Annotated in this window: 21 protein-coding genes, 1 pseudogene and 1 riboswitch; of the genes and pseudogenes, 17 read left to right on the forward strand and 5 right to left on the reverse strand. The window is 69.6% G+C overall.

Going from position 1 to position 17,805, the window contains the following annotated elements:
* Position 1: 1 nt before the first annotated feature.
* The 10 genes from iolE to VGT80_RS02265 all read left to right on the forward strand — a co-directional run bounded on the left by iolE (position 2) and on the right by VGT80_RS02265 (position 7,242).
* A complete protein-coding gene (gene iolE / locus VGT80_RS02220; protein WP_327452496.1) occupies positions 2-901 on the forward strand; it encodes a myo-inosose-2 dehydratase in 900 nt (299 codons plus the stop codon).
* Between the two features lies 1 nt (position 902).
* The gene (gene iolB, locus VGT80_RS02225; RefSeq protein WP_327452498.1) at positions 903-1,709 is read left to right on the forward strand and encodes a 5-deoxy-glucuronate isomerase; all 807 of its coding nucleotides are present in this window, start codon (positions 903-905) and stop codon (positions 1,707-1,709) included.
* 73 nt (positions 1,710-1,782) lie between these two features.
* Positions 1,783-2,757, forward strand: a complete 975-nt coding sequence (locus VGT80_RS02230) for an ABC transporter permease (RefSeq protein ID WP_327452500.1) — start codon at positions 1,783-1,785, stop codon at positions 2,755-2,757.
* Positions 2,754-3,563: an ATP-binding cassette domain-containing protein gene (locus tag VGT80_RS02235; RefSeq protein ID WP_327452501.1), complete on the forward strand. Its 810-nt coding sequence runs from the start codon at positions 2,754-2,756 to the stop codon at positions 3,561-3,563. The genes VGT80_RS02230 and VGT80_RS02235 overlap by 4 nt, the downstream gene beginning before the upstream one ends.
* Before the next feature lie 9 nt (positions 3,564-3,572).
* The gene (locus VGT80_RS02240) at positions 3,573-4,553 is read left to right on the forward strand and encodes a sugar ABC transporter substrate-binding protein (protein WP_327452503.1); all 981 of its coding nucleotides are present in this window, start codon (positions 3,573-3,575) and stop codon (positions 4,551-4,553) included.
* Between the two features lie 147 nt (positions 4,554-4,700).
* Positions 4,701-5,105, forward strand: coding sequence for a helix-turn-helix domain-containing protein (locus tag VGT80_RS02245; RefSeq protein ID WP_327452505.1), 405 nt, complete (start codon positions 4,701-4,703; stop codon positions 5,103-5,105).
* Positions 5,106-5,191: 86 nt separating this feature from the next.
* The gene (locus VGT80_RS02250) at positions 5,192-5,701 is read left to right on the forward strand and encodes an RNA polymerase sigma factor (RefSeq protein WP_327452507.1); all 510 of its coding nucleotides are present in this window, start codon (positions 5,192-5,194) and stop codon (positions 5,699-5,701) included.
* On the forward strand, positions 5,698-6,141 hold the full coding sequence (locus VGT80_RS02255) for a cupin domain-containing protein (protein WP_327452509.1): 444 nt from the start codon (positions 5,698-5,700) through the stop codon (positions 6,139-6,141). The genes VGT80_RS02250 and VGT80_RS02255 overlap by 4 nt, the downstream gene beginning before the upstream one ends.
* A gap of 118 nt (positions 6,142-6,259) precedes the next feature.
* Positions 6,260-6,820 (forward strand): tetratricopeptide repeat protein, encoded by a 561-nt coding sequence (locus VGT80_RS02260; protein WP_327452511.1) that lies wholly within the window; start codon positions 6,260-6,262, stop codon positions 6,818-6,820.
* Positions 6,821-6,870: 50 nt separating this feature from the next.
* Entirely contained in the window at positions 6,871-7,242 is a 372-nt protein-coding gene (locus VGT80_RS02265) for a hypothetical protein (protein ID WP_327452513.1), read from the forward strand.
* A 23-nt stretch (positions 7,243-7,265) separates the two neighbouring features.
* Here VGT80_RS02265 and VGT80_RS02270 read toward each other — a convergent pair whose 3' ends face one another.
* Genes VGT80_RS02270 through VGT80_RS02280 form a run of 3 tightly spaced genes read right to left on the reverse strand, consistent with a single transcriptional unit; the run spans position 7,266 to position 9,466 of the window.
* Positions 7,266-7,967 (reverse strand): aspartate/glutamate racemase family protein, encoded by a 702-nt coding sequence (locus VGT80_RS02270; protein ID WP_327452515.1) that lies wholly within the window; start codon positions 7,965-7,967, stop codon positions 7,266-7,268.
* Positions 7,967-8,983, reverse strand: a complete 1,017-nt coding sequence (locus tag VGT80_RS02275; RefSeq protein WP_327452517.1) for a D-cysteine desulfhydrase — start codon at positions 8,981-8,983, stop codon at positions 7,967-7,969. The genes VGT80_RS02270 and VGT80_RS02275 overlap by 1 nt, the downstream gene beginning before the upstream one ends.
* Positions 8,984-9,028: 45 nt before the next feature.
* Complete coding sequence (locus tag VGT80_RS02280; protein ID WP_327452519.1) at positions 9,029-9,466, reverse strand: hypothetical protein; 438 nt, start codon at positions 9,464-9,466, stop codon at positions 9,029-9,031.
* Positions 9,467-9,567: 101 nt separating this feature from the next.
* A riboswitch (TPP riboswitch) is annotated at positions 9,568-9,677 on the forward strand.
* Between the two features lie 44 nt (positions 9,678-9,721).
* On the opposite strand from VGT80_RS02280, the gene thiC reads away from it, so the two are divergent.
* Entirely contained in the window at positions 9,722-11,572 is a 1,851-nt protein-coding gene (gene thiC, locus VGT80_RS02285; RefSeq protein WP_327452521.1) for a phosphomethylpyrimidine synthase ThiC, read from the forward strand.
* Positions 11,573-11,584: 12 nt separating this feature from the next.
* On the opposite strand, the gene VGT80_RS02290 is transcribed toward thiC, so the two are convergent.
* Together VGT80_RS02290 and VGT80_RS02295 are read right to left on the reverse strand one after the other, a co-directional pair.
* The gene (locus VGT80_RS02290; protein ID WP_327452523.1) at positions 11,585-11,791 is read right to left on the reverse strand and encodes a hypothetical protein; all 207 of its coding nucleotides are present in this window, start codon (positions 11,789-11,791) and stop codon (positions 11,585-11,587) included.
* Between the two features lie 181 nt (positions 11,792-11,972).
* The gene (locus VGT80_RS02295) at positions 11,973-12,836 is read right to left on the reverse strand and encodes a hypothetical protein (protein ID WP_327452525.1); all 864 of its coding nucleotides are present in this window, start codon (positions 12,834-12,836) and stop codon (positions 11,973-11,975) included.
* A gap of 376 nt (positions 12,837-13,212) precedes the next feature.
* On the opposite strand from VGT80_RS02295, the pseudogene VGT80_RS02300 reads away from it, so the two are divergent.
* The 6 genes and pseudogenes from VGT80_RS02300 to VGT80_RS02325 form a co-directional block, all read left to right on the forward strand.
* A pseudogene (locus VGT80_RS02300) lies at positions 13,213-13,347 on the forward strand (ClpX C4-type zinc finger protein); the annotation flags it as partial.
* Positions 13,348-13,656: 309 nt separating this feature from the next.
* Positions 13,657-14,028 carry a hypothetical protein gene (locus VGT80_RS02305; protein ID WP_327452527.1) on the forward strand — a complete coding sequence of 124 codons (372 nt, stop codon included), beginning with the start codon at positions 13,657-13,659 and terminating at the stop codon, positions 14,026-14,028.
* A 51-nt stretch (positions 14,029-14,079) separates the two neighbouring features.
* Positions 14,080-15,867 carry a long-chain-acyl-CoA synthetase gene (locus VGT80_RS02310; RefSeq protein ID WP_327452529.1) on the forward strand — a complete coding sequence of 596 codons (1,788 nt, stop codon included), beginning with the start codon at positions 14,080-14,082 and terminating at the stop codon, positions 15,865-15,867.
* A 65-nt stretch (positions 15,868-15,932) separates the two neighbouring features.
* The gene (locus VGT80_RS02315; protein ID WP_327452531.1) at positions 15,933-16,541 is read left to right on the forward strand and encodes a hypothetical protein; all 609 of its coding nucleotides are present in this window, start codon (positions 15,933-15,935) and stop codon (positions 16,539-16,541) included.
* Positions 16,542-16,544: 3 nt separating this feature from the next.
* A complete protein-coding gene (locus VGT80_RS02320) occupies positions 16,545-16,850 on the forward strand; it encodes a transcriptional regulator (protein ID WP_327452533.1) in 306 nt (101 codons plus the stop codon).
* 13 nt (positions 16,851-16,863) lie between these two features.
* On the forward strand, positions 16,864-17,787 hold the full coding sequence (locus tag VGT80_RS02325) for an alpha/beta hydrolase (protein WP_327452535.1): 924 nt from the start codon (positions 16,864-16,866) through the stop codon (positions 17,785-17,787).
* The last annotated feature ends 18 nt before the right edge of the window (positions 17,788-17,805 follow it).

Here is a 17,805-nt window from a genome sequence, read left to right on the forward strand (position 1 = left end):
CTTGGCCATCCGTTTCGGGGTCAGCCCCATCGCCTGGGTCAACGACGACATGCCCGAGCTCGGCGGCGACACGGCCGTCGAGACCATCCTGGCCGACGCGCGCGACATCGGCTTCTCCGGCGTCGAGCTGGGCGGCAAGTTCCCCAAGGATCCGGCCGTGCTGCAACCGCTGCTCACCGGCTACGGCCTTGATCTGGTGGGAGGCTGGTTCAGCGGCGCCCTGCTGGCCCACGACGTCGAGGCTGAGATCGCCGCGGCGCAGGCGCATCTGGCGCTGCTGAAGGCGATGGGCTCGACCGTCTTCGTCCACGCCGAGACCAGCAACGCCATCCATGGCGCGCGCCAGACGCCGCTGAGCCGCACGCCCGAGCTGGACGCCGCCGGCTGGGCCAGGTTCGGCGGCCGCCTCACCGAATTTGCCGAATATATCGACGGCCAGGGTCTGCGCTTCGCCTATCACCACCACCTGGGCACGGTGGTCGAGCGGCCGCGCGACCTGGCGGCCTTCCTGAACGCGACCGGCGCGGCGGTCGGCCTGACGCTGGACACCGGCCACGCGGCGCTGGGCGGCGTCGATCCGGTCGACGCCATTCGCGCGCACCCCGGGCGCATCGCCCATGTGCATTGCAAGGACGTCCGCCGCGAGGTCTTCGCCCGGGTGCAGCGCGACGGGATGAGCTTCCTCGACGGCGTGCTCGCCGGCATGTTCACCGTCCCCGGCGACGGGAACCTGGACTATGCGGCGGTCATGCGGGCCCTGGCGGACGTCGGCTACGCCGGCTGGATCGTGGTCGAGGCCGAGCAGGACCCCGCGCTGGCCGATCCGCGAACCTATGGCGAGCTGGGCCTGCGCACCCTCGAACGTGAAGCCGCCGCCGCCGGTTTGAAGAAGGCCGCCTGAGATGACCGACCTGCTGGTCCGCAAGCATGAGCCCGACGCCGCGGGCGTGGTGCTGGAGGTGACGCCCCGGAGCGCCGGCTGGACGCATGTCGGCTTCAAGGTGGTCGAGCTGGCCGCCGGCCAGAGCGCCAGCGGCGGCGAGGCCGGGCGCGAGGCCTGCCTGGTTCTGCTCAGCGGAACGGCGGACATCGCGGTCGGCGAAGCCCACTTCGTCGGGCTCGGCGGTCGCGCCAGCGTCTTCGAGGATCGGGCGCCGGGCGCCGTCTACGCGCCGGGCGGGGCGGCCTGGACGGTGACCGCGACGACGCCTGTCGAGCTCGCCATCTGTACGGCGCCCGGCTCCGGAACCGGCGCGCCGCGCGAGATCGCCCCCGGCCAGATGAGCCGTGAGGTCCGCGGGACCGGGACCAACACCCGCCACGTCCGCAACATCCTGCCCGAGACCGAGCCCGCCGAAAGCCTGCTGGTGGTCGAGGTGATCACCCCGGGCGGCAACTGGTCGAGCTATCCGCCGCACAAGCACGACACCGCCACGGCGTTCGAGGAGACCGCGCTGGAGGAGACCTACTACCACCGGATCAACCCGCCACAGGGCTTCGCCTTCCAGCGGGTCTACACCGACGACCGAAGCCTGGATCAGACCATGGCGGTGGAGGACGGCGACGTGGTGATGGTGCCGCGCGGCTACCATCCGGTGGGCGCGCCCCACGGCTACGATCTCTACTACCTGAACGTCATGGCCGGGCCGAAGCGCCAGTGGATCTTCCGCAACGATCCGGCGCACGACTGGATCGCGCGAAAGGCCTGAGCGCATGGGGGAACGGGTGGGGGCAGGTCGGTTGGAGCGGGGCGTCGCGTCAAGGCCGCCCCTCGCGCGCCGCGTGGCGACGCCGGAGGCCGGCGCCCTGGCCGGCGCGATCCTGGTCTATCTGTTCTTCTTTGCGGTCGCCCCGCCGTTCCGCGACCTCGCCTCGCTGTCGAGCGTGCTCTACGTCAGCTCGATCTACGGCATCCCGGCGCTGGCCGTGGCGCTCCTGATGATCGGCGGCGAGTTCGACCTGTCGTCCGGCGTTGCGGTGGTCAGCTCGGCCCTGCTGGCGTCCATGATGAGCTACGAGCTCACCGCCAACGTCTGGGTGGGCATCGGCGCGTCGCTGGCCGCGGCCTTGGCCATGGGAGCGCTGAACGGCTACCTGGTGATCCGCACCGGCATCCCCAGCTTCCTGGTGACGCTCGGCTCCTTCTTCGTGCTGGGCGGGCTCAATCTGGCCGTGACCCGGCTGGTGACCGGCAGCGTCGCCACCCACGACATCGCCGACATGGACGGCTTCGCCCAGGCTCGCGCGCTGTTCGCCTCGAGCTTCGATGTGGGCGGGATCAGCGTGCGGGTGACGGTCGTCTGGTGGCTGCTGTTCGCCGCGCTCGCCACCTGGGTCCTGCGGCGCTCGCCCTACGGCAATTGGATCTATGCGGTCGGCGGGGCGCCGCAGAGCGCGCGGGCCGTCGGCGTGCCGGTGCGCCGCGTCAAGGTCGCGCTGTTCATGACCGTCGGCTTCGCCGCCTGGTTCGTCGGGATGCACCAGCTTTTCGCCTTCGACACGGTGCAGTCGGGCGAGGGGGTGGGGAAGGAGTTCTACTACATCATCGCCGCCGTGGTCGGCGGCTGCCTGTTGACCGGCGGGCAGGGCTCGGCGGCGGGCGCGGTGCTGGGCGCCTTCATCTTCGGCATGACCACCCAGGGGATCATCTACGCCGGCTGGAACCCCGACTGGTTCAAGTTCTTCGTGGGCGTCCTGCTGCTGGCCGTCATTCTGCTGAACGCCGGCGTCCGCCGCTGGCAGGCGGCGAAGCGATGAGCCCGCCCCTGCTGCGCCTCGCCGGGATCGGCAAGACCTACGGCGCGATCCGCGCGCTGGAGGGCGTCGACCTCGACCTTCAGGCCGGCGAGATCGTCTGCGTGCTGGGCGACAACGGGGCCGGCAAGTCGACCCTGATCAAGATCATCTCCGGGCTGCATCAGCACGATGAGGGGACGCTGGAGGTGGGCGGGGAGCCGGTGCGGTTCGCGTCGCCGCGCCAGGCGATCGAACTGGGGATCGCCACCGTCTACCAGGACCTGGCGATCGCGCCCCTGATGCCGGTCTGGGCCAACTTCTTCCTGGGCCGCGAGCTGCGCACGGGCCGCGGTCCGTTCGCCGCCATGGACATCGGCCGCATGCGCGAGGTCACCCGCGGCGAGCTGGCGGCCATGGGCGTCGAGCTGGCCGACGTGGAGCGGCCGATCGGCGGCCTCTCCGGCGGCGAGCGCCAGTGCGTGGCGATCGCCCGCGCCATCCACTTCGGGGCCAAGATCCTGATCCTCGACGAGCCGACCGCGGCTCTGGGCGTCAAGCAGGCGGGCGTGGTGCTGCGCTATGTGGCGGCGGCCAAGGCGCGCGGCCTGGGCGTGATCTTCATCACCCACAATCCGCACCACGCCCATGCGCTGGGCGACCGCTTCCTGCTGCTGGAGCGGGGTCGCGCCCAGGCTTGCGTTTCGCGCGCCGCGATCGACGTCGACCAGCTGGCGAGCCGCATGGCGGGCGGCGGCGAACTCGATCAGCTCGCCCACGAGCTTGCCAGCCGCGGTCCGTCGGCCACAAGCTCCGCCGCGGAGCCTTAGGAGTTGCGGATGAACCCCATGCGAGATCGCAAGCTGCTGGCGGTGGCGGCCCTGTTGGCCCTGGCGCTCTGCGCCTGCAGCGGCAAGGGCGGCCGGACGAGCGCCGGCTCGGCCGGACCGGCTGAGCCGGCGATGACCGTCGCGGTGATCACCCACGCCGCGCCCGGCGACACCTTCTGGGACATCGTGCGCAAGGGCGCCGAGGCGGCCGCTGCGAAGGACCATGTGGTGCTGCGCTATTCCAGCGATCCATCCGGCGGCGGCCAGGCGACGCTGGTCCAGAACGCCATCGACAGCCGCCTCGACGCGATCGCCGTCACCCTCGCCAAGCCCGAGGCCATGGCCGAGGTGGTCCGCAAGGCGAGCGCCGCGGGAATCCCGGTGGTCGCCTTCAACGCCGGACTGGACAACTGGAAGTCGGCCGGCGCGCTCAGCTACTTCGGCTCGGACGACGGCCTGGCGGGCGTCGACGCGGGCAAGCGGGCGGCCGCGGACGGCGCCCGGCATCTGCTCTGCGTGTCCCAGGAACAGGGCCATGTGGCGCTGGAGGCCCGTTGCGACGGGCTCACCAAGGGTTTCGCGCCCCGGCGCGCCGACAAGGTCTATGTGATCGGCACGGACATGCCCTCGGTCCGCTCGACCATCGCGGCGAAGCTGAAGCAGGATCCATCCATCGATCTGATCGTGACCCTGGGCGCGCCCTTCGCGCTCACCGCCATCCAGGCGGTGAAGGACGCCGGCAGCCACGCCAAGGTGGCGACCTTCGACACCAATCCGCAAATCCCCGCGGTGATCCGATCCGGCGCCTTGCAGTGGGCGATCGACCAGCAGCCCTATCTGCAGGGCTACCTGGCGGTGGACTCCCTGTGGCTCCACAGGATGAACGGCAACGTGATCGGCGGCGGCGCGCCGGTGCTCACCGGGCCCTATTTCGTCGACCGTTCCAACATCGATGCGATCGAGCGCTTCGCCGCCCGCGGAACCCGCTGATCTTGCAAGGCGTGGCCGGCGCGGCGCGCGCCTTTCGCAGTCTGGATCGCCTGACTGGCCCAGAAACAGCCACACGCGACGCGTGTGATGACATCGCCCGGCGCCGCAGCGCAATATGAGCGCTGGCAACCAGGATTGGTGGGGATCATGACCAACGACGGGCCGCACCGCCTGGATGTCGCGATCGGGCAGCGAATCCGAGAGCGGCGCCGCTCCCTCGGCCTGTCGCAGCAGGACCTCGCCGAGGTGCTGGGCGTTTCGTTCCAGCAGGTCCAGAAATACGAGCGCGGGGCAAACCGCGTCTCGTTCTCGCGACTGGTGGAGATCGGCGGGGCGCTGAAGTGCCGGTTGGGCGATCTGGCGGAGGGGCTCGATCCCGACCGCGCGCCGAAGGAGATCGAACAGGTCAATGCGCTGATGACCGCTGATGGCGCCCTGGAGATGCTCGAGGCCTACGCGGCCCTGCCGAGCAATGCGCTGCGGCGCGCGGTGCTGCACCACACGCGGACGCTGAACAGCGTGCTGGGCGGGACCGACCCCGAGAGCCGATAGCCCACGGAGGCGTCCCGCGCTCGCCGATCGGCGGTTGCCGAAAGGCCCCGGAGCGGCCAACACTTCCCCTCGTCTGCGAGGGGCGGATGCTGCACGAAGGCGAACTTGCCGAGCTGCTGAACGCCATGGCCGCCGGGGAGCGTTCGGCGGCCGAGGCGCTCTATCGGCGCATGGGTGCGCGCCTCTACGGCTCCGCCTACCGGATCCTGCGCGACGCCGGCCTGGCGGAGGACGCCGTGCAGGAAGCCTTCGTGAAGATCTGGCGCAACGCCCACCGCTTCGACGCCGCGAAAGGCCTGCCGTCCACCTGGATGGCGGTGATCGTGCGCCGCGTGGCCCTGGATCGCCGGCCGCGGGCGGTCAGCACCCTGCCGGCCGACCTGGAGGCCCCGGCCCTCGACCTCGACTATGTGCACCCGCGCCTGCGCGACGCGCTCGCCGAATTGCCCGAGGTGCATCGGAACGCCCTGGTGCTCATGTATGTCCACGGATTGAGCCATTCCGAACTGGCCCAGGCGATGGGGGCGCCGCTGGGCACGGTGAAGAGCTGGGTGCGGCGGGCGAGCGCCGCCCTGAAGGAGAAGCTGGAGCGATGAGCCGCAGGGCGCACGAGGCGAAGGACGCACGGCTGTTCGAGGCGGATCCGGCCGAACAGGCGCTGGCCAGCCTGTCGCTGGCCGCGCCGCCGATCTCGCCGCCGGCCGACCTGTGGGCGAAGATCGCCGGCCAGCTCGCAGCCCCCATTCCGGCCGGGATCGAGATCGGACCGCTGGCCGCCGGCAAGTGGCGCAAGCTCGCCCCCGGGGTGCAGATCAAGCCGCTCTGGGGCAAGCGCACCTTCCTGATCCGCTGCGAGCCGGGCGCCACGGTGCCGCGCCACCGCCACCGCAGCTTCGAGCACACCCTGATCCTCACCGGCGATATCGCCGCCGGCTACGGCGACTTCGGCCCCGGCGACTATCTCGGCAATCCGCAGGGCTGGCACGAGGCCTGGAGCACCAAGGCCGGTTGCCTCGTGCTCGTCCAGTACGATTGAGCCCCAGGCCGGCTGGCGCTGTTGCGTTGACAGGCCCCTTCGCGAGGAGGAGTCTCTCCAGAACGCCGGTATGCGGCACTATCTTGTCTCCGCAGCGGCTGACGCAGGAGAGATCGCGATGCGGCGATTGATGGCGGGCTTTGCGGCGATAGCCGCCGTGGCGCTCAGCGCCGGCGCGGCCAAGGCCTCGGTGACGGTGATCGGCGGCGGCCTGGCGGAGGCCTGTTCCAAAGCGGCCATGGCCGGCGGCTCGGCCCAGCGCTCCGAGGCGATCTGCACCCAGGCCCTGGACACCGAGATGCTGAGTCCGCGCGACAAGGCCGGCACCTTCGTGAACCGCGGAATCATGAAGCTGCGGCGCGGCGAAATGCCGGCCGCGCTCGCCGACTTCGACCAGGCGGCGCGCTATGAGCCGAAGCTCGGCGAGATCTATGTGAACCGGGGCGCGGCGCTGATCGGGGCCCACCGTTTCGCCGACGGCCTCGCCGACCTGAACAGGGGCATCGGCCTCGGGATCGAGGAGCCGGCCAAGGCCTATTACAACCGCGCGCTCGCCTACGAGGGCCTCGACGACGTGAAGTCGGCCTATTTCGACTATCAGAAGGCCGTCGAGCTCAGCCCCGGCTGGGATGCGCCGAAGCAGGAGCTGACGCGGTTCCACGTGGCGCGCCGGGACTAGCGCAACAGCCCGCCTGGCCCCATCTCTGCCGGGGGCGGAAGGAGCTTCCCATGCGCAGCCTCGCTCTATTGGCCGTCCTGTGTTTCGCGACCCCGGCCCTGGCCCAGGTCGCGTCTGTCCCTGGCTTCCCGGCCAGTCCGATCACGCCGCAGGACAGCGGCCTCATGGCGCTGCAGGAGATGCAGCGCCAGCAGCTCGTTCAGCAGCAGAACCAGATCATGTCGCTGGACGCCCAGATGCGCGCCCAGCAGGCGATCCAGGACATCCAGGCCACGCGGGCCGCCCCTCGCCTGACGCCCCCCGACACCAGGCCCGGACGCGCGCTGCCCAGCATCGACACCAGCCAACTCGCCTCGATCCCCGACAGCATCCTGGCGGACTCCAACCGCAAGGTGCTGGACGCGGCGAACAATCATCGCTGAACGCCCGTCCGACGCCGCGCAGCTTAGATCGGCAGGGCGGGGACCGGCTCCAGGCCGAGGCACACGGCGACGCAGCGGCGCGCCAGGAGGTCGCCCGGATCGATGAACTCGACCTTCAGATCCTTCGCAGCCAGCACCAGCGGCGCCTCGGTGCAGCCGGCGATCACCACCTCCGCGCCATCGGCGATCAGGTCGTCGGCCAGCTTCACCATCGCGGCCTTGACCTCAGGACCGGTGTCGCCCGCCTTGATCCTGTAGATCAGCTCCATGAATTCGTCCTGCCCCTGGGCGGACAGGCCGACGAGGCCCATGGCCTGGGCCGCGAGGTATTCGCGGTAGAGCTTCAGCGCGCCCTTGGTGCCCAGCACGCCGGCCCGCATGGCGCCCGTGCCCGCGGCGGCCTGGGCGCCGGTCTCGATCAGGTCGATGAGCGGTAGGCCCGAGGCCCGCTGGATCAGGCCGGCGTAGGCGTGGGCGGTGTTGCAGGCGATCGCCAGCACCTCGGCCCCGGCGCCGCGCAGGGCGCCGGCCATCTCGGCGAGCACCGGACCGGCCAGCGAGCCGGGCGTGTTGCGGTCGGGGACCTTGGGGTTGATGTCCACCAGCACCCGCAGGTGGTCCTGTTCCGACTCGATGGGGGTGTAGGCCTGCAGCTTCTGCAGGAAATCCAGCGTCGCCGCCGGCCCCATTCCTCCGAGCACGCCCAGGGTGAGGCTCTCGCCCATCAGAGCTTGCCCTCCATCACCGTCTGGTAGCCGAACAGGCCCTGCGCGCCGCCGGTGTGCAGGAAGACGACCGTCTCGCCGTCGAAGCGGCCCAGCATCGAGAGTGCGATCAGTCCCTTCATGGCCTTGCCGGTATAGACCGGGTCGAGCAGCAGGCCCTCGGTGCGGGCCGCGAGCTTCAGGGCCTCGATGACGGCGTCGTCGACGAGGCCATAGCCCGCGCCGACAAAGTCGCAGTCGGCCACCACCATCTCGCGCGTCACCCGGTCCTTGTGGCCCAGCAGGTCGGCCGTCTCGATGGCGAGCTTGAAGACGTTGGCCTCCTGGACGTCCTTCGGCGCGCGGACGCCGATGCCCAGCACGGGCACGTCGGCGCCCATGACCGCCAGGCCCGCCACCAGGCCCGCGTGGGTGCCGGCGCTGCCGGTGGCGGTGACGATGCGGTCGATCTCCAACCCCGCCTCGTTGGCCTGGCCGATCAGCTCCAGCGCGCACTCCACATAGCCCAGCGCCCCGATCACGTTGGAGCCGCCGCCGGGGATCACATAGGGCCGTCCGCCGCGCTCGGCGACCTCGGCCGCGACGTCGGCCAGCATCCGGTTCATATCCGTTCCGGCCGGCACGGTGCGGATGTTGGCGCCCAGCAGCTCGTCCAGCAGCACATTGCCGGAGTGGTTGTAGTCGTGGGCGTTGGAGCCGGTGCGATGCTCCAGGATGATCTCGCAGGAAAGGCCGAACTTCATGGCCGCGGCGGCCGTCTGGCGCACGTGGTTCGACTGCACCGCGCCCTGGGTCACCAGGGTGTCGGCGTCATTGGCCAGCGCATCGCCCAGCAGGTACTCGAGCTTGCGGGTCTTGTTGCCCCCGCCGGCCAGGCCCGTGCAGTCGTCGCGCTTGATCCACAGGTTGGGCCCGGCGCCCGAGGGGCCGATGACGGCCTCGCTCAGCCGCGGCAACGGCTCCAGGGGCGTGGGCAGGTGGGCGAAGCGGACGGGATTGAAGCGGGCGAGGTGCATGGCCTCGCCCTAGCATTCAAGAAGGCGTTGTCCAAATTCTCGCCGCTACGGCCGCAGTTTCGGCGGCAGGGCGGCGACCTGATCGGGCGTCATCGGGACGATGGCGGTGACGATGCAGTGGTTGGTGAAGCCGCCCATGTTGACGCCGACGTCGAGGTCTATCGGACGGCAGACGCTGTTGGAACCCGGCGGATTGCGCATCACCAGGGGATCCGACGAGGTCGCGCCGGCCACGCAGCTGTTGCTGGTCTCGACCCGGTAGACCATCCGTCCGCCGACGTTGATGAAGATGGTGTGGTCGTCGCCCACCGTGTGGTTGCGGATGTCGCGCGTATAGAAACAGGCCGGCGCCACGGCCGCGGCCGGCACGGCATAGACCACCGCGGAGGGCGGCGGCGGGGGCGGGGCGTAGGCGTAGTCTTCGGCGCAGGCCGCCAGGGTCATCGCGGCTCCCAAAGCGCCTATCAGGGCAAGCGTCTTCATGGGCGTATCTCCTGCTGACCAACGAACCTTAGCACGCCCGCGCTTGTTCCGCCGCGCCGCGGAAATCTGGCTGGCGCGAGCGGCCCGTCGGGCCTAACGTCGCCACCTCCTCGGGGCGCCGCGACGAAGCGGCTGAGAGGCGGGTGGTCCCCCGCGACCCGTCGAACCTGATCCGGGTCATGCCGGCGAAGGGAAGGGACCCGCCTGACGCCCCTTCCATCGGCATGGTCCGTCCGCGCCTTGGAGTGTCGCGCCATGAACAAGCCCGCCGGCAAGCTGGACCCCGCCGCCATCCCCACCGGAGAGCGGCCGGGATCGAAGAAGGTCTATCAGCCCGGCGTCCTGTGGCCCGATATCCGCGTGCCGTTCCGCGAAGTGGCGGTGCACCCGAGCGCGGGCGAGCCGGCGCTGACGCTCTACGACAGCTCCGGCCCCTACACCGAGCCCAGCGCGGTGATCGACATCGACAAGGGCCTCTCCAGGGTCCGCGAACCGTGGATCGTCTCGCGCGGCGACGTGGAGATCGTCGAGACCCCGCGCGACGTGAAGCCCGAGGACAACGGCTTCGCGAAGGGTGAACACCTGGCGCCGCAATTCAAGACGCCCCGGCGGGTCTATCGCGCCCGGGCCGGGGCGGCGGTCACCCAGCTGGAATACGCCCGGCGCGGCGTGATCACTTCTGAAATGGAATATGTCGCCATCCGCGAGAACCTGCGCCGCCAGGCCGGCGATCCGGCGATCCGCGACGGCGAGGGCTTCGGCGCCGAGATTCCCGACTTCTGCACCCCGGAGTTCGTTCGCGACGAGGTGGCCCGGGGCCGGGCGATCATCCCGGCCAACATCAACCACACCGAGCTGGAGCCGATGGCCATCGGCCGCAACTTCCTGGTCAAGATCAACGCCAATATCGGCAACTCGGCGGTGCTCTCCACCGTCGCCGACGAGGTCGACAAGATGGTCTGGTCCATCAGGTGGGGGGCGGACACGGTCATGGACCTGTCGACCGGCCGCAACATCCACAACATCCGCGACTGGATCATCCGCAACGCGCCCATCCCGATCGGCACCGTCCCGATCTATCAGGCGCTGGAGAAGGTGAACGGCGTCGCCGAGGACCTGAACTGGGAGGTGTTTCGCGACACCCTCATCGAACAGGCCGAGCAGGGGGTGGACTATTTCACCATCCACGCCGGCGTCCGGCTTCCGTTCATTCCGCTGACGGCGAAGCGGACCACCGGCATCGTCTCGCGCGGCGGTTCGATCATGGCCAAGTGGTGCCTGGCGCACCATCGCGAGAACTTCCTCTACGAGCGGTTCGAGGACATCTGCGAGATCATGCGGGCCTACGACGTGTCGTTCTCGCTGGGCGACGGCCTGCGTCCCGGCTGCATCGCCGACGCCAACGACGAGGCCCAGTTTGCGGAGCTGCGGACGCTCGGCGAGCTCACCAAGGTCGCCTGGAAGCACAATGTGCAGGTGATGATCGAAGGCCCCGGCCACGTGCCGATGCACAAGATCAAGGCCAATATGGACGAGCAGCTGAAGCACTGCCACGAGGCGCCGTTCTATACGCTGGGCCCGCTGACCACCGACGTGGCGCCCGGCTACGACCACATCACCTCGGCCATCGGGGCGGCGATGATCGGCTGGTTCGGCACGGCCATGCTCTGTTACGTGACGCCGAAGGAGCACCTGGGGTTGCCCGACCGCGACGACGTCAAGCAGGGCGTCATCGCCTACAAGATCGCCGCCCACGCCGCCGACCTCGCCAAGGGCCATCCGACCGCGCGCACCTGGGACGACACCCTGTCGCGGGCCCGCTTCGAGTTCCGCTGGGAGGATCAGTTCAACCTCGGCCTCGATCCGGAGACCGCGCGCGAGTTCCACGACGAGAGCCTGCCGAAGGAGGCGTTCAAGACCGCCCACTTCTGCTCGATGTGCGGCCCGAAGTTCTGCTCGATGAAGATCAGCCAGGACATCCGCGATGCCGCCAGATCTCAAAATGACTTGGCCCAGAACGAGGTCGACACGGGGATGGACGAGATGGCCCGGAAATTCCGCGAGACCGGCGGCGAGATCCTGGTTCCGGTCGCGCCGGCGGAATAGCGCCGTCGCGGCCTAGTCGCCGACGCTGGACTTCGCCTTGACCGGCGCCTGCCAGACGCGGACGACGACGGCGACCGTCACCGAGCCCAGCACCGCCGCGGCGGCGCCCGCCCACTGGACGGGGCTCATGCCGAGCGAGGCGTAGTGGCCGGCCAGGCCGCCGGAGACGAACACCATGCCGGCCGAGCTCCACTCGGCGAGATCCTTCTTGCTGATCATGATCGGCAGCCCCCTGCGCTCGGCCCTGCGGACGGATGTTCGGTAGATCAGCAGATAGCCAAAGCCGGGCCCGCGCCGCGATGCGACACGGGCGCGCATTGGGCGACGCATGGGGTCGCGCCCACGCAAAAGGGCGGCCCCCGCGGAGGCCGCCCTTGCCCGCTGCCTCAGCGGCTTGCGCTTACTGAGGCGGAGGGGTCGCAGGCGTGGTCGTCGCCGTCGACGAGGACGGGGGCGGGGTCACGTCCGGTGTCGTGGTGGACGGCGTCGGCGCGGGCGCCGGCATGGTGTTCACCGGCGGCGCGGTCGCCGCGGGCGGCGGCGTGGCGGTCGACGGCGTCGAGGGCACGGCGCCCACCGAGCTCTGGGCCGGGGCGGTGCCGCCGGTGTTCACGCCGTTGGTCGAGGCGCTGCGGGCCGAGCGCTCGGGCGAGGCCGCGGTGCTACGCGTCGTACGGCTACGCGTCACCGCGATCGGCGCCTCGCGCGTGGCGGTGGTCACGCGGTGATGGGTCGTGGTCGTGGTGGTGGCCGCCGGACCGGCCGCGGTCGCGGCGTCGGCGGTGGGGGTGTTGACCGCGAGGTTGGCGCCGGCCGGGGGCGTATTGGCCGCCAGCGAGGTGGTGGTCGAGCTCGCCGTGGTGGTCGAGCCCGCGGTCATGGTCTGGTCGGCCGGACGGGTGGCGTACCAGCCCGCGGCGGCCAGGGCGGCCAGGGCCACGAGGCCGACACCGACGGCGGCCGGAGCGACCGAACCCTTGCGGCGCACGGTGGTGGTGCGGCTCGCCACGAAGGGCGCATCCTCGCCGGTCGGGCTCATCGCGGTCTCACGGGTGACGGCGGCGTCCGCCGCGGGGTCAGCGGCCAGGGCGCCCGTCGCCGCGCCGGCCGCGATGGCCTCGTCGGTCGGGGTATCCTGGAACATGTTGCGCCGCGTCGCGCGGGCTTTCTTGCTGCGATCCCAGACCGGGGTCGGGGCGAACATGGAAGAGTCGGACTCCTGCGGCGCGTCGCCGTCGGTGGTCCGGGTGTAGTCAACGGACATGGTGTGTCCCTCCTGGGAATAGTGTCGAGGCAATCAAACGGGTCCGCGACCGGAGGGTTCCGAGGAATTATCAGAGAAGCTTGACCATTGAACACCCGCCAGGCGCGGGAGATAGTGCATTGGAGTTCCCATATTGGTGTTACTACTACACGACTACAGCAAATGCGACTCACTAAGCTTTGCAATAGTGGCGGAAAATCGGCGAGGACGCCGAGTGACGATGGGTGCTCGCCGCGGGCCGATCGAAGGGTTTGACGCCTGTCGTGTAAGGGTATACCTGACAGTCAGGTTCACCCTGACGGAGACAACCATGGGCGGTTCTGCCCCAAAGCCATCGGCCGGCGAGGTGCGTGCGCGCCGCAAGACGGAGCGGGCGCTGGGCAAGCCGCTGCCCAAGACCCTGCACTGTTCGTTCTGCGGCAAGTCCCAGCACAAGGTGGAGAAGCTGATCGCCGGCCCACGCGGGGTGTTCATCTGCAACGAATGCGTCCGGCTCTGTGACGGAATCCTGGATGGGACCTGGTCGCCGACCGGCCGGCCGTATTCCGGCTTCAATCCGCTGGAGGGCCCGACCGAAGACCTCATCGAGCTCCTGGGCTCGGTCAACCTGGCGACGGACGCCAACCGGGACTTCCTCCAGTCGCTGGTCGACACCCTGCGCGCCCGCGAGGTCAGCTGGGCCGATGTCGGCGGCGCGCTGGGCGTCTCGCGGCAGTCGGCCTGGGAACGCTTCTCCTGAGCGCGATCGCTCTCTCTGTGAGATATCGGCGTTCTTGAACGCGTCCGGCTTGCGCTAGTCTGGCGCCGGACGGGAGGCGTCATGTCCAAGCTCGACCTTGCGGCCGCCTGGTTGCTCGTGATTCTGGGCGCCATCCATAACCTGGTGGTCGCGCCGATGAGCTTCCATGGGCTCGACGGCCGGGCGCTCTGGTTCGTCACCGGCGGCATCAGCCTGTGGTTCGGCGGCGCCATCAACCTGATCTGGCTGACCAACCGGGACCGGCCGCGGATCCGGTTCACGGCCTTGGCCGCCGATCTCGTGCTGCTCGCCTTCGTCGTCGCCTATGCCGTGGTGATGCACCAGCTGACCAAGCCGGCGGGCCTGCTCCTGATTTTCGTGGTCGCCTGGCTGACCGGACGCGCTCTGACTGCCAGGGCCCCCGCGACCGAGAGGCGCGATCGGGCGGCTTGACCGGCGCCGAGCGGCGACCACAAGCTGCCCCCCGGGAAGTCGGAGAATCCAATGAGCCTGAAGGCCAAGCTCCAGCGGGAGTGGCGCTTCCTGCGCGGCCTGAACCGCACGCTCAATCGGGTGAAGTCCATCGCGCCCGACTCCGAGAACCTCGCCTGCGACGACCTGCAGGCCGCGGTAGAGCGCTGGCGCGACCGTCCGGCGATCAGCTTCGAAGGCCGCACGGTCAGCTATGCCGAGATGGACGGCATCGCCAACCGCTTCGCCCATTGGGGCAAGGGACTGAACCTGCGCCGCGGCCAGACGGTGGCCTTGTTCATGCCCAACCGGCTGGAATACTTCTGCATCTGGTACGGGCTGTCGAAGATCGGGGTGGTCACCGCCCTGATCAACAACCAGCTCTCGGGCCTGGCGCTGGCGCACTGCCTGAACATCTCCGGCGCGAACCACATCGTGGTCGACCCGGAAACCTCGGCCGTCTTCGAGGCCGCCAAGGGCCTGATCGAAAAGCCGCCGCAGCAATGGGTGCTGGGGCCCGCGCACGCCGGCCAGCGCGACCTGAGCCAGGCCCTGAAGAGCTGCAGCCAACTGCCGCCCGACCGCGTCGTGCGCGAGGACATGCGGGCCAAGGACACGGCCCTGCTGATCTTCACCTCCGGCACCACGGGCATGCCCAAGGCCGCGCGGATCACCCACGTCCGGGCGCAGCTGTACATGCGCGGCTTCGCCGGGGCGACGGACGCCAGAGCCTCGGATCGAATCTATGTGACGCTGCCGCTCTACCATGCGACCGGCGGGCTCTGCGCCATGGGCGCGGCGCTCCTGAACGGCGGCTCGGTGGTGCTGAAGAAGCGCTTCTCGGCCAGCCAGTTCTGGCCCGATGTGGTGGCCGAGGGCTGCACCATGTTCGTCTATATCGGCGAGCTGTGCCGCTATCTGGTGAACCAGCCGCCGGTGGACGACGAGACCAAGCACAGGGTGCGGCTGGCGTTCGGCAACGGCCTGCGCCCCGACATCTGGCCGGTGATGAAGCAGCGTTTCCGTATCGGCGAGATCCTGGAGTTCTATGGCTCCACCGAGGGCAATGTCTCGATGTTCAACTTCGACGGCCGCGAGGGGGCGATCGGCCGCGCGCCGAAGTGGCTGCGCAAGCGCTTCAACATCCGCCTCGCGCAGTTCGACGTGGAGGCCGAGCGCCCGATCCGCGGGACCAATGGCTTCTGCATTGAGTGCGGACCGGGCCAGATCGGCGAATGCATCGGCAAGATCGGCGGCGACGCGCGGGCCGAGTACTCCGGCTACGTCGACAAGGCCGCCTCGGAAAAGAAGGTGCTGCGCGACGTCTTCGAGAAGGGCGACGCCTGGTTCGCCACCGGCGACCTGATGAAGCAGGACGCCGACGGCTATCTCTATTTCGTCGACCGCATCGGCGACACCTTCCGCTGGAAGGGCGAGAACGTCTCCACCAACGAGGTGGCCGAGCGGCTGCAGGCCGGCCCTGCGGTGCGCGAGGCCAGCGTCTATGGGGTGGCCGTGGAGGGCGCCGAGGGCCGCGCCGGCATGGCCGCCCTGGTGGTGGCGCCCGGCTTCGACATCAAGGCGCTGGGCGCGCATGTGGCGGGCGAACTGCCGCCCTACGCCCAGCCGCTGTTCGTGCGCATCCTGCCGGAGCTGGAGACCACCGGCACCTTCAAGCAGCGCAAGATGGACTTGGTGGCCGACGGCTACGATCCCGCCAAGGTCAAGGGCCCGCTCTATTTCCACGACCCCAAGCGCGGCTACGTGAAGCTCACCAAGGCGGTGCACGACAAGATCGCCGGCGGCCTCGTGAAGGTCTGATCAAAGTACTTTACATTGCAAAGTAAGTGCTCTAGACCCTGTGGGACAACACGGGGAGACCGGTCATGACCGACCACAACCAAGCGATTCGCGACGACATCGCCTTCATGCGCAGCCTGGCCGAGGCCGGCCGGCAGGCGCCCTTGAAAGGCGGATCCATCCTGATGGCGGCGGGCCTGATCTACGCCGCCTGCGCCTTTGCCACCTGGTTCGCCGCCAGCTACCCGGTGAGCCCGCTGTTCATGCCGACCCTCTGGTTCGGCGGCACCGGACTGTTCTTCGTGGCGCTCTTCGCCCTGCGTCGGCGGATGGGCGCCAAGACCGAGACGAACCGGGCCGCGGGCCTGATCTGGGCCGGCGCGGGCTGGGCGCTGTTCGTCATCGTGCTCAGCCTGATGCTGATGGGTTACCGCGCCAACGGCTGGTGGATCATGGCCGCCATCTGTCCGATCGTGCTGGCCACCTATGGCGCCGCCTGGACGGTCGCCGGCATCCTGACCCAGGCCGGATGGATGCGGGGCGTCGGCTTCGGCGCCTTCGCCATGGCCCTGGTCTGCGCCTGGTATGGGCTCGAGGTCCGCACCCTGTTCCTGATCTACGGCGTCAGCCTGCTGGGTCTCGTCGCCCTGCCGGGCTACCTGGCCATGCGGCAGGCCCAGCGCGCGGCGGCCTGAGCCATGGCCGACGACTTCGACATCGAGCGTCTCGACGAGGTCATCCACGGCCGGCTGCGGCTGGGGATCATGGCCTACCTGTCGAGCGCCGGGGCGGCCGACTTCAACGCCCTGAAGGCGCGGCTGCAGGCCACGGACGGCAACCTGTCGGTCCACCTGCGCAAGCTGGAAGATGCGGGCTATATCGCCATCGACAAAAGCTTCGTCGGCAAGAAACCGCTGACCCAGGCCGTCATCACGCAGGCGGGGCGTACCGCCTTCATCCGCTACCTCGACGCCATGGCGTCGCTGGTGAATCCGAAGACCTGAGAGGACCTCGCCAATGATCTCCATCCTCCGCCGTGGCGCGCTGGCCGCGCTCGCCGCCATCAGCCTGGGCGCCGCCGCCCATGCGCAAGCCGCCGATCCCAACAGGCTGTTCGCGGACTCCAGGATGGTGATCCGCGACCGCTTCTCCGACGAGATCGTCGGCAAGGGGCGCGACCTGGTGTTTATCCCGGGGTTGGCCTCCTCGCGGGCCACTTGGAAGGCGACCGCCGAGCGGCTGCGCGGCAGGTACCGGCTGCACCTGATCCAGATCGCCGGTTTCGCCGGAGAGCCCTCCAGGGCCAACGCCACGGGCGAAGTGCTGGTCCCGACCGCCGAGGCCATCGACGCCTATCTGGTGGAGCAGAAGTTGACGCCCGCCACCATGGTCGGCCATTCGCTGGGCGGCACCACCCTGCTGTACCTCGCCCAGAAGCATCCCGATCATCTGCGCAAGGTGCTGATCGTCGACGCCCTGCCGTTCCTCGGCGCGGTGCAGAATCCGGCGGCGACCTCCGATAGCGTGCGGCCCATGGCCGCCAAGATCCGCGACGGCATGACCGCTTCGGCGGGCCCGGTGACCGCGGCCTCGCTGGAGCCGCAGATGAAGTCCATGTCGAAGGATGCGGCCAGCGTCCACATGATCGCCGAATGGGGCGCCGTGAGCGACCGCTCCGTGGTCGGCCGCGCCATGTACGAGGACATGACCCTCGACCTTCGCCCGGGCCTGGCGTCGATCAAGACGCCGATCGTCCTGCTCTACCCAGACAACGTCCCGCTCGGCGTGCCGGCAGGCATGATGCAGAAGGTCTATCCGATGGTCTATGCCCCGGCGCCTACGGTGACGCCCAAGCTGGTGGCCAATTCGCAGCACTTCATCATGCTCGACCAGCCGCAGGCGTTCGCCGAGGCGCTTGACGCGTTCCTGGCCACGCCCTGAACCGTCGCGCGCCCGCGC

The organism is Phenylobacterium sp. (assembly GCF_035944335.1).
Classification (GTDB): Bacteria; Pseudomonadota; Alphaproteobacteria; order Caulobacterales; family Caulobacteraceae; genus Phenylobacterium.

Bases quoted from the DNA above. Each gene is read 5' to 3' on its own strand.
- iolB (WP_327452498.1), top strand. From the start codon at position 903: ATGACCGACCTGCTGGTCCGCAAGCATGAGCCCGACGCCGCGGGCGTG.
- thiC (WP_327452521.1), top strand. From the start codon at position 9,722: ATGAACAAGCCCGCCGGCAAGCTGGACCCCGCCGCCATCCCCACCGGA.
- VGT80_RS02255 (WP_327452509.1), top strand. From the start codon at position 5,698: ATGAGCCGCAGGGCGCACGAGGCGAAGGACGCACGGCTGTTCGAGGCG.
- VGT80_RS02265 (WP_327452513.1), top strand. From the start codon at position 6,871: ATGCGCAGCCTCGCTCTATTGGCCGTCCTGTGTTTCGCGACCCCGGCC.
- VGT80_RS02245 (WP_327452505.1), top strand. From the start codon at position 4,701: ATGACCAACGACGGGCCGCACCGCCTGGATGTCGCGATCGGGCAGCGA.
- VGT80_RS02305 (WP_327452527.1), top strand. From the start codon at position 13,657: ATGTCCAAGCTCGACCTTGCGGCCGCCTGGTTGCTCGTGATTCTGGGC.
- VGT80_RS02275 (WP_327452517.1), bottom strand. From the start codon at position 8,983: ATGCACCTCGCCCGCTTCAATCCCGTCCGCTTCGCCCACCTGCCCACG.
- VGT80_RS02280 (WP_327452519.1), bottom strand. From the start codon at position 9,466: ATGAAGACGCTTGCCCTGATAGGCGCTTTGGGAGCCGCGATGACCCTG.
- VGT80_RS02270 (WP_327452515.1), bottom strand. From the start codon at position 7,967: ATGGGCGAGAGCCTCACCCTGGGCGTGCTCGGAGGAATGGGGCCGGCG.
- VGT80_RS02240 (WP_327452503.1), top strand. From the start codon at position 3,573: ATGAACCCCATGCGAGATCGCAAGCTGCTGGCGGTGGCGGCCCTGTTG.
- VGT80_RS02290 (WP_327452523.1), bottom strand. From the start codon at position 11,791: ATGATCAGCAAGAAGGATCTCGCCGAGTGGAGCTCGGCCGGCATGGTG.
- VGT80_RS02310 (WP_327452529.1), top strand. From the start codon at position 14,080: ATGAGCCTGAAGGCCAAGCTCCAGCGGGAGTGGCGCTTCCTGCGCGGC.
- VGT80_RS02295 (WP_327452525.1), bottom strand. From the start codon at position 12,836: ATGTCCGTTGACTACACCCGGACCACCGACGGCGACGCGCCGCAGGAG.
- VGT80_RS02235 (WP_327452501.1), top strand. From the start codon at position 2,754: ATGAGCCCGCCCCTGCTGCGCCTCGCCGGGATCGGCAAGACCTACGGC.
- VGT80_RS02315 (WP_327452531.1), top strand. From the start codon at position 15,933: ATGACCGACCACAACCAAGCGATTCGCGACGACATCGCCTTCATGCGC.
- VGT80_RS02250 (WP_327452507.1), top strand. From the start codon at position 5,192: ATGCTGCACGAAGGCGAACTTGCCGAGCTGCTGAACGCCATGGCCGCC.
- VGT80_RS02320 (WP_327452533.1), top strand. From the start codon at position 16,545: ATGGCCGACGACTTCGACATCGAGCGTCTCGACGAGGTCATCCACGGC.
- VGT80_RS02260 (WP_327452511.1), top strand. From the start codon at position 6,260: ATGCGGCGATTGATGGCGGGCTTTGCGGCGATAGCCGCCGTGGCGCTC.
- VGT80_RS02325 (WP_327452535.1), top strand. From the start codon at position 16,864: ATGATCTCCATCCTCCGCCGTGGCGCGCTGGCCGCGCTCGCCGCCATC.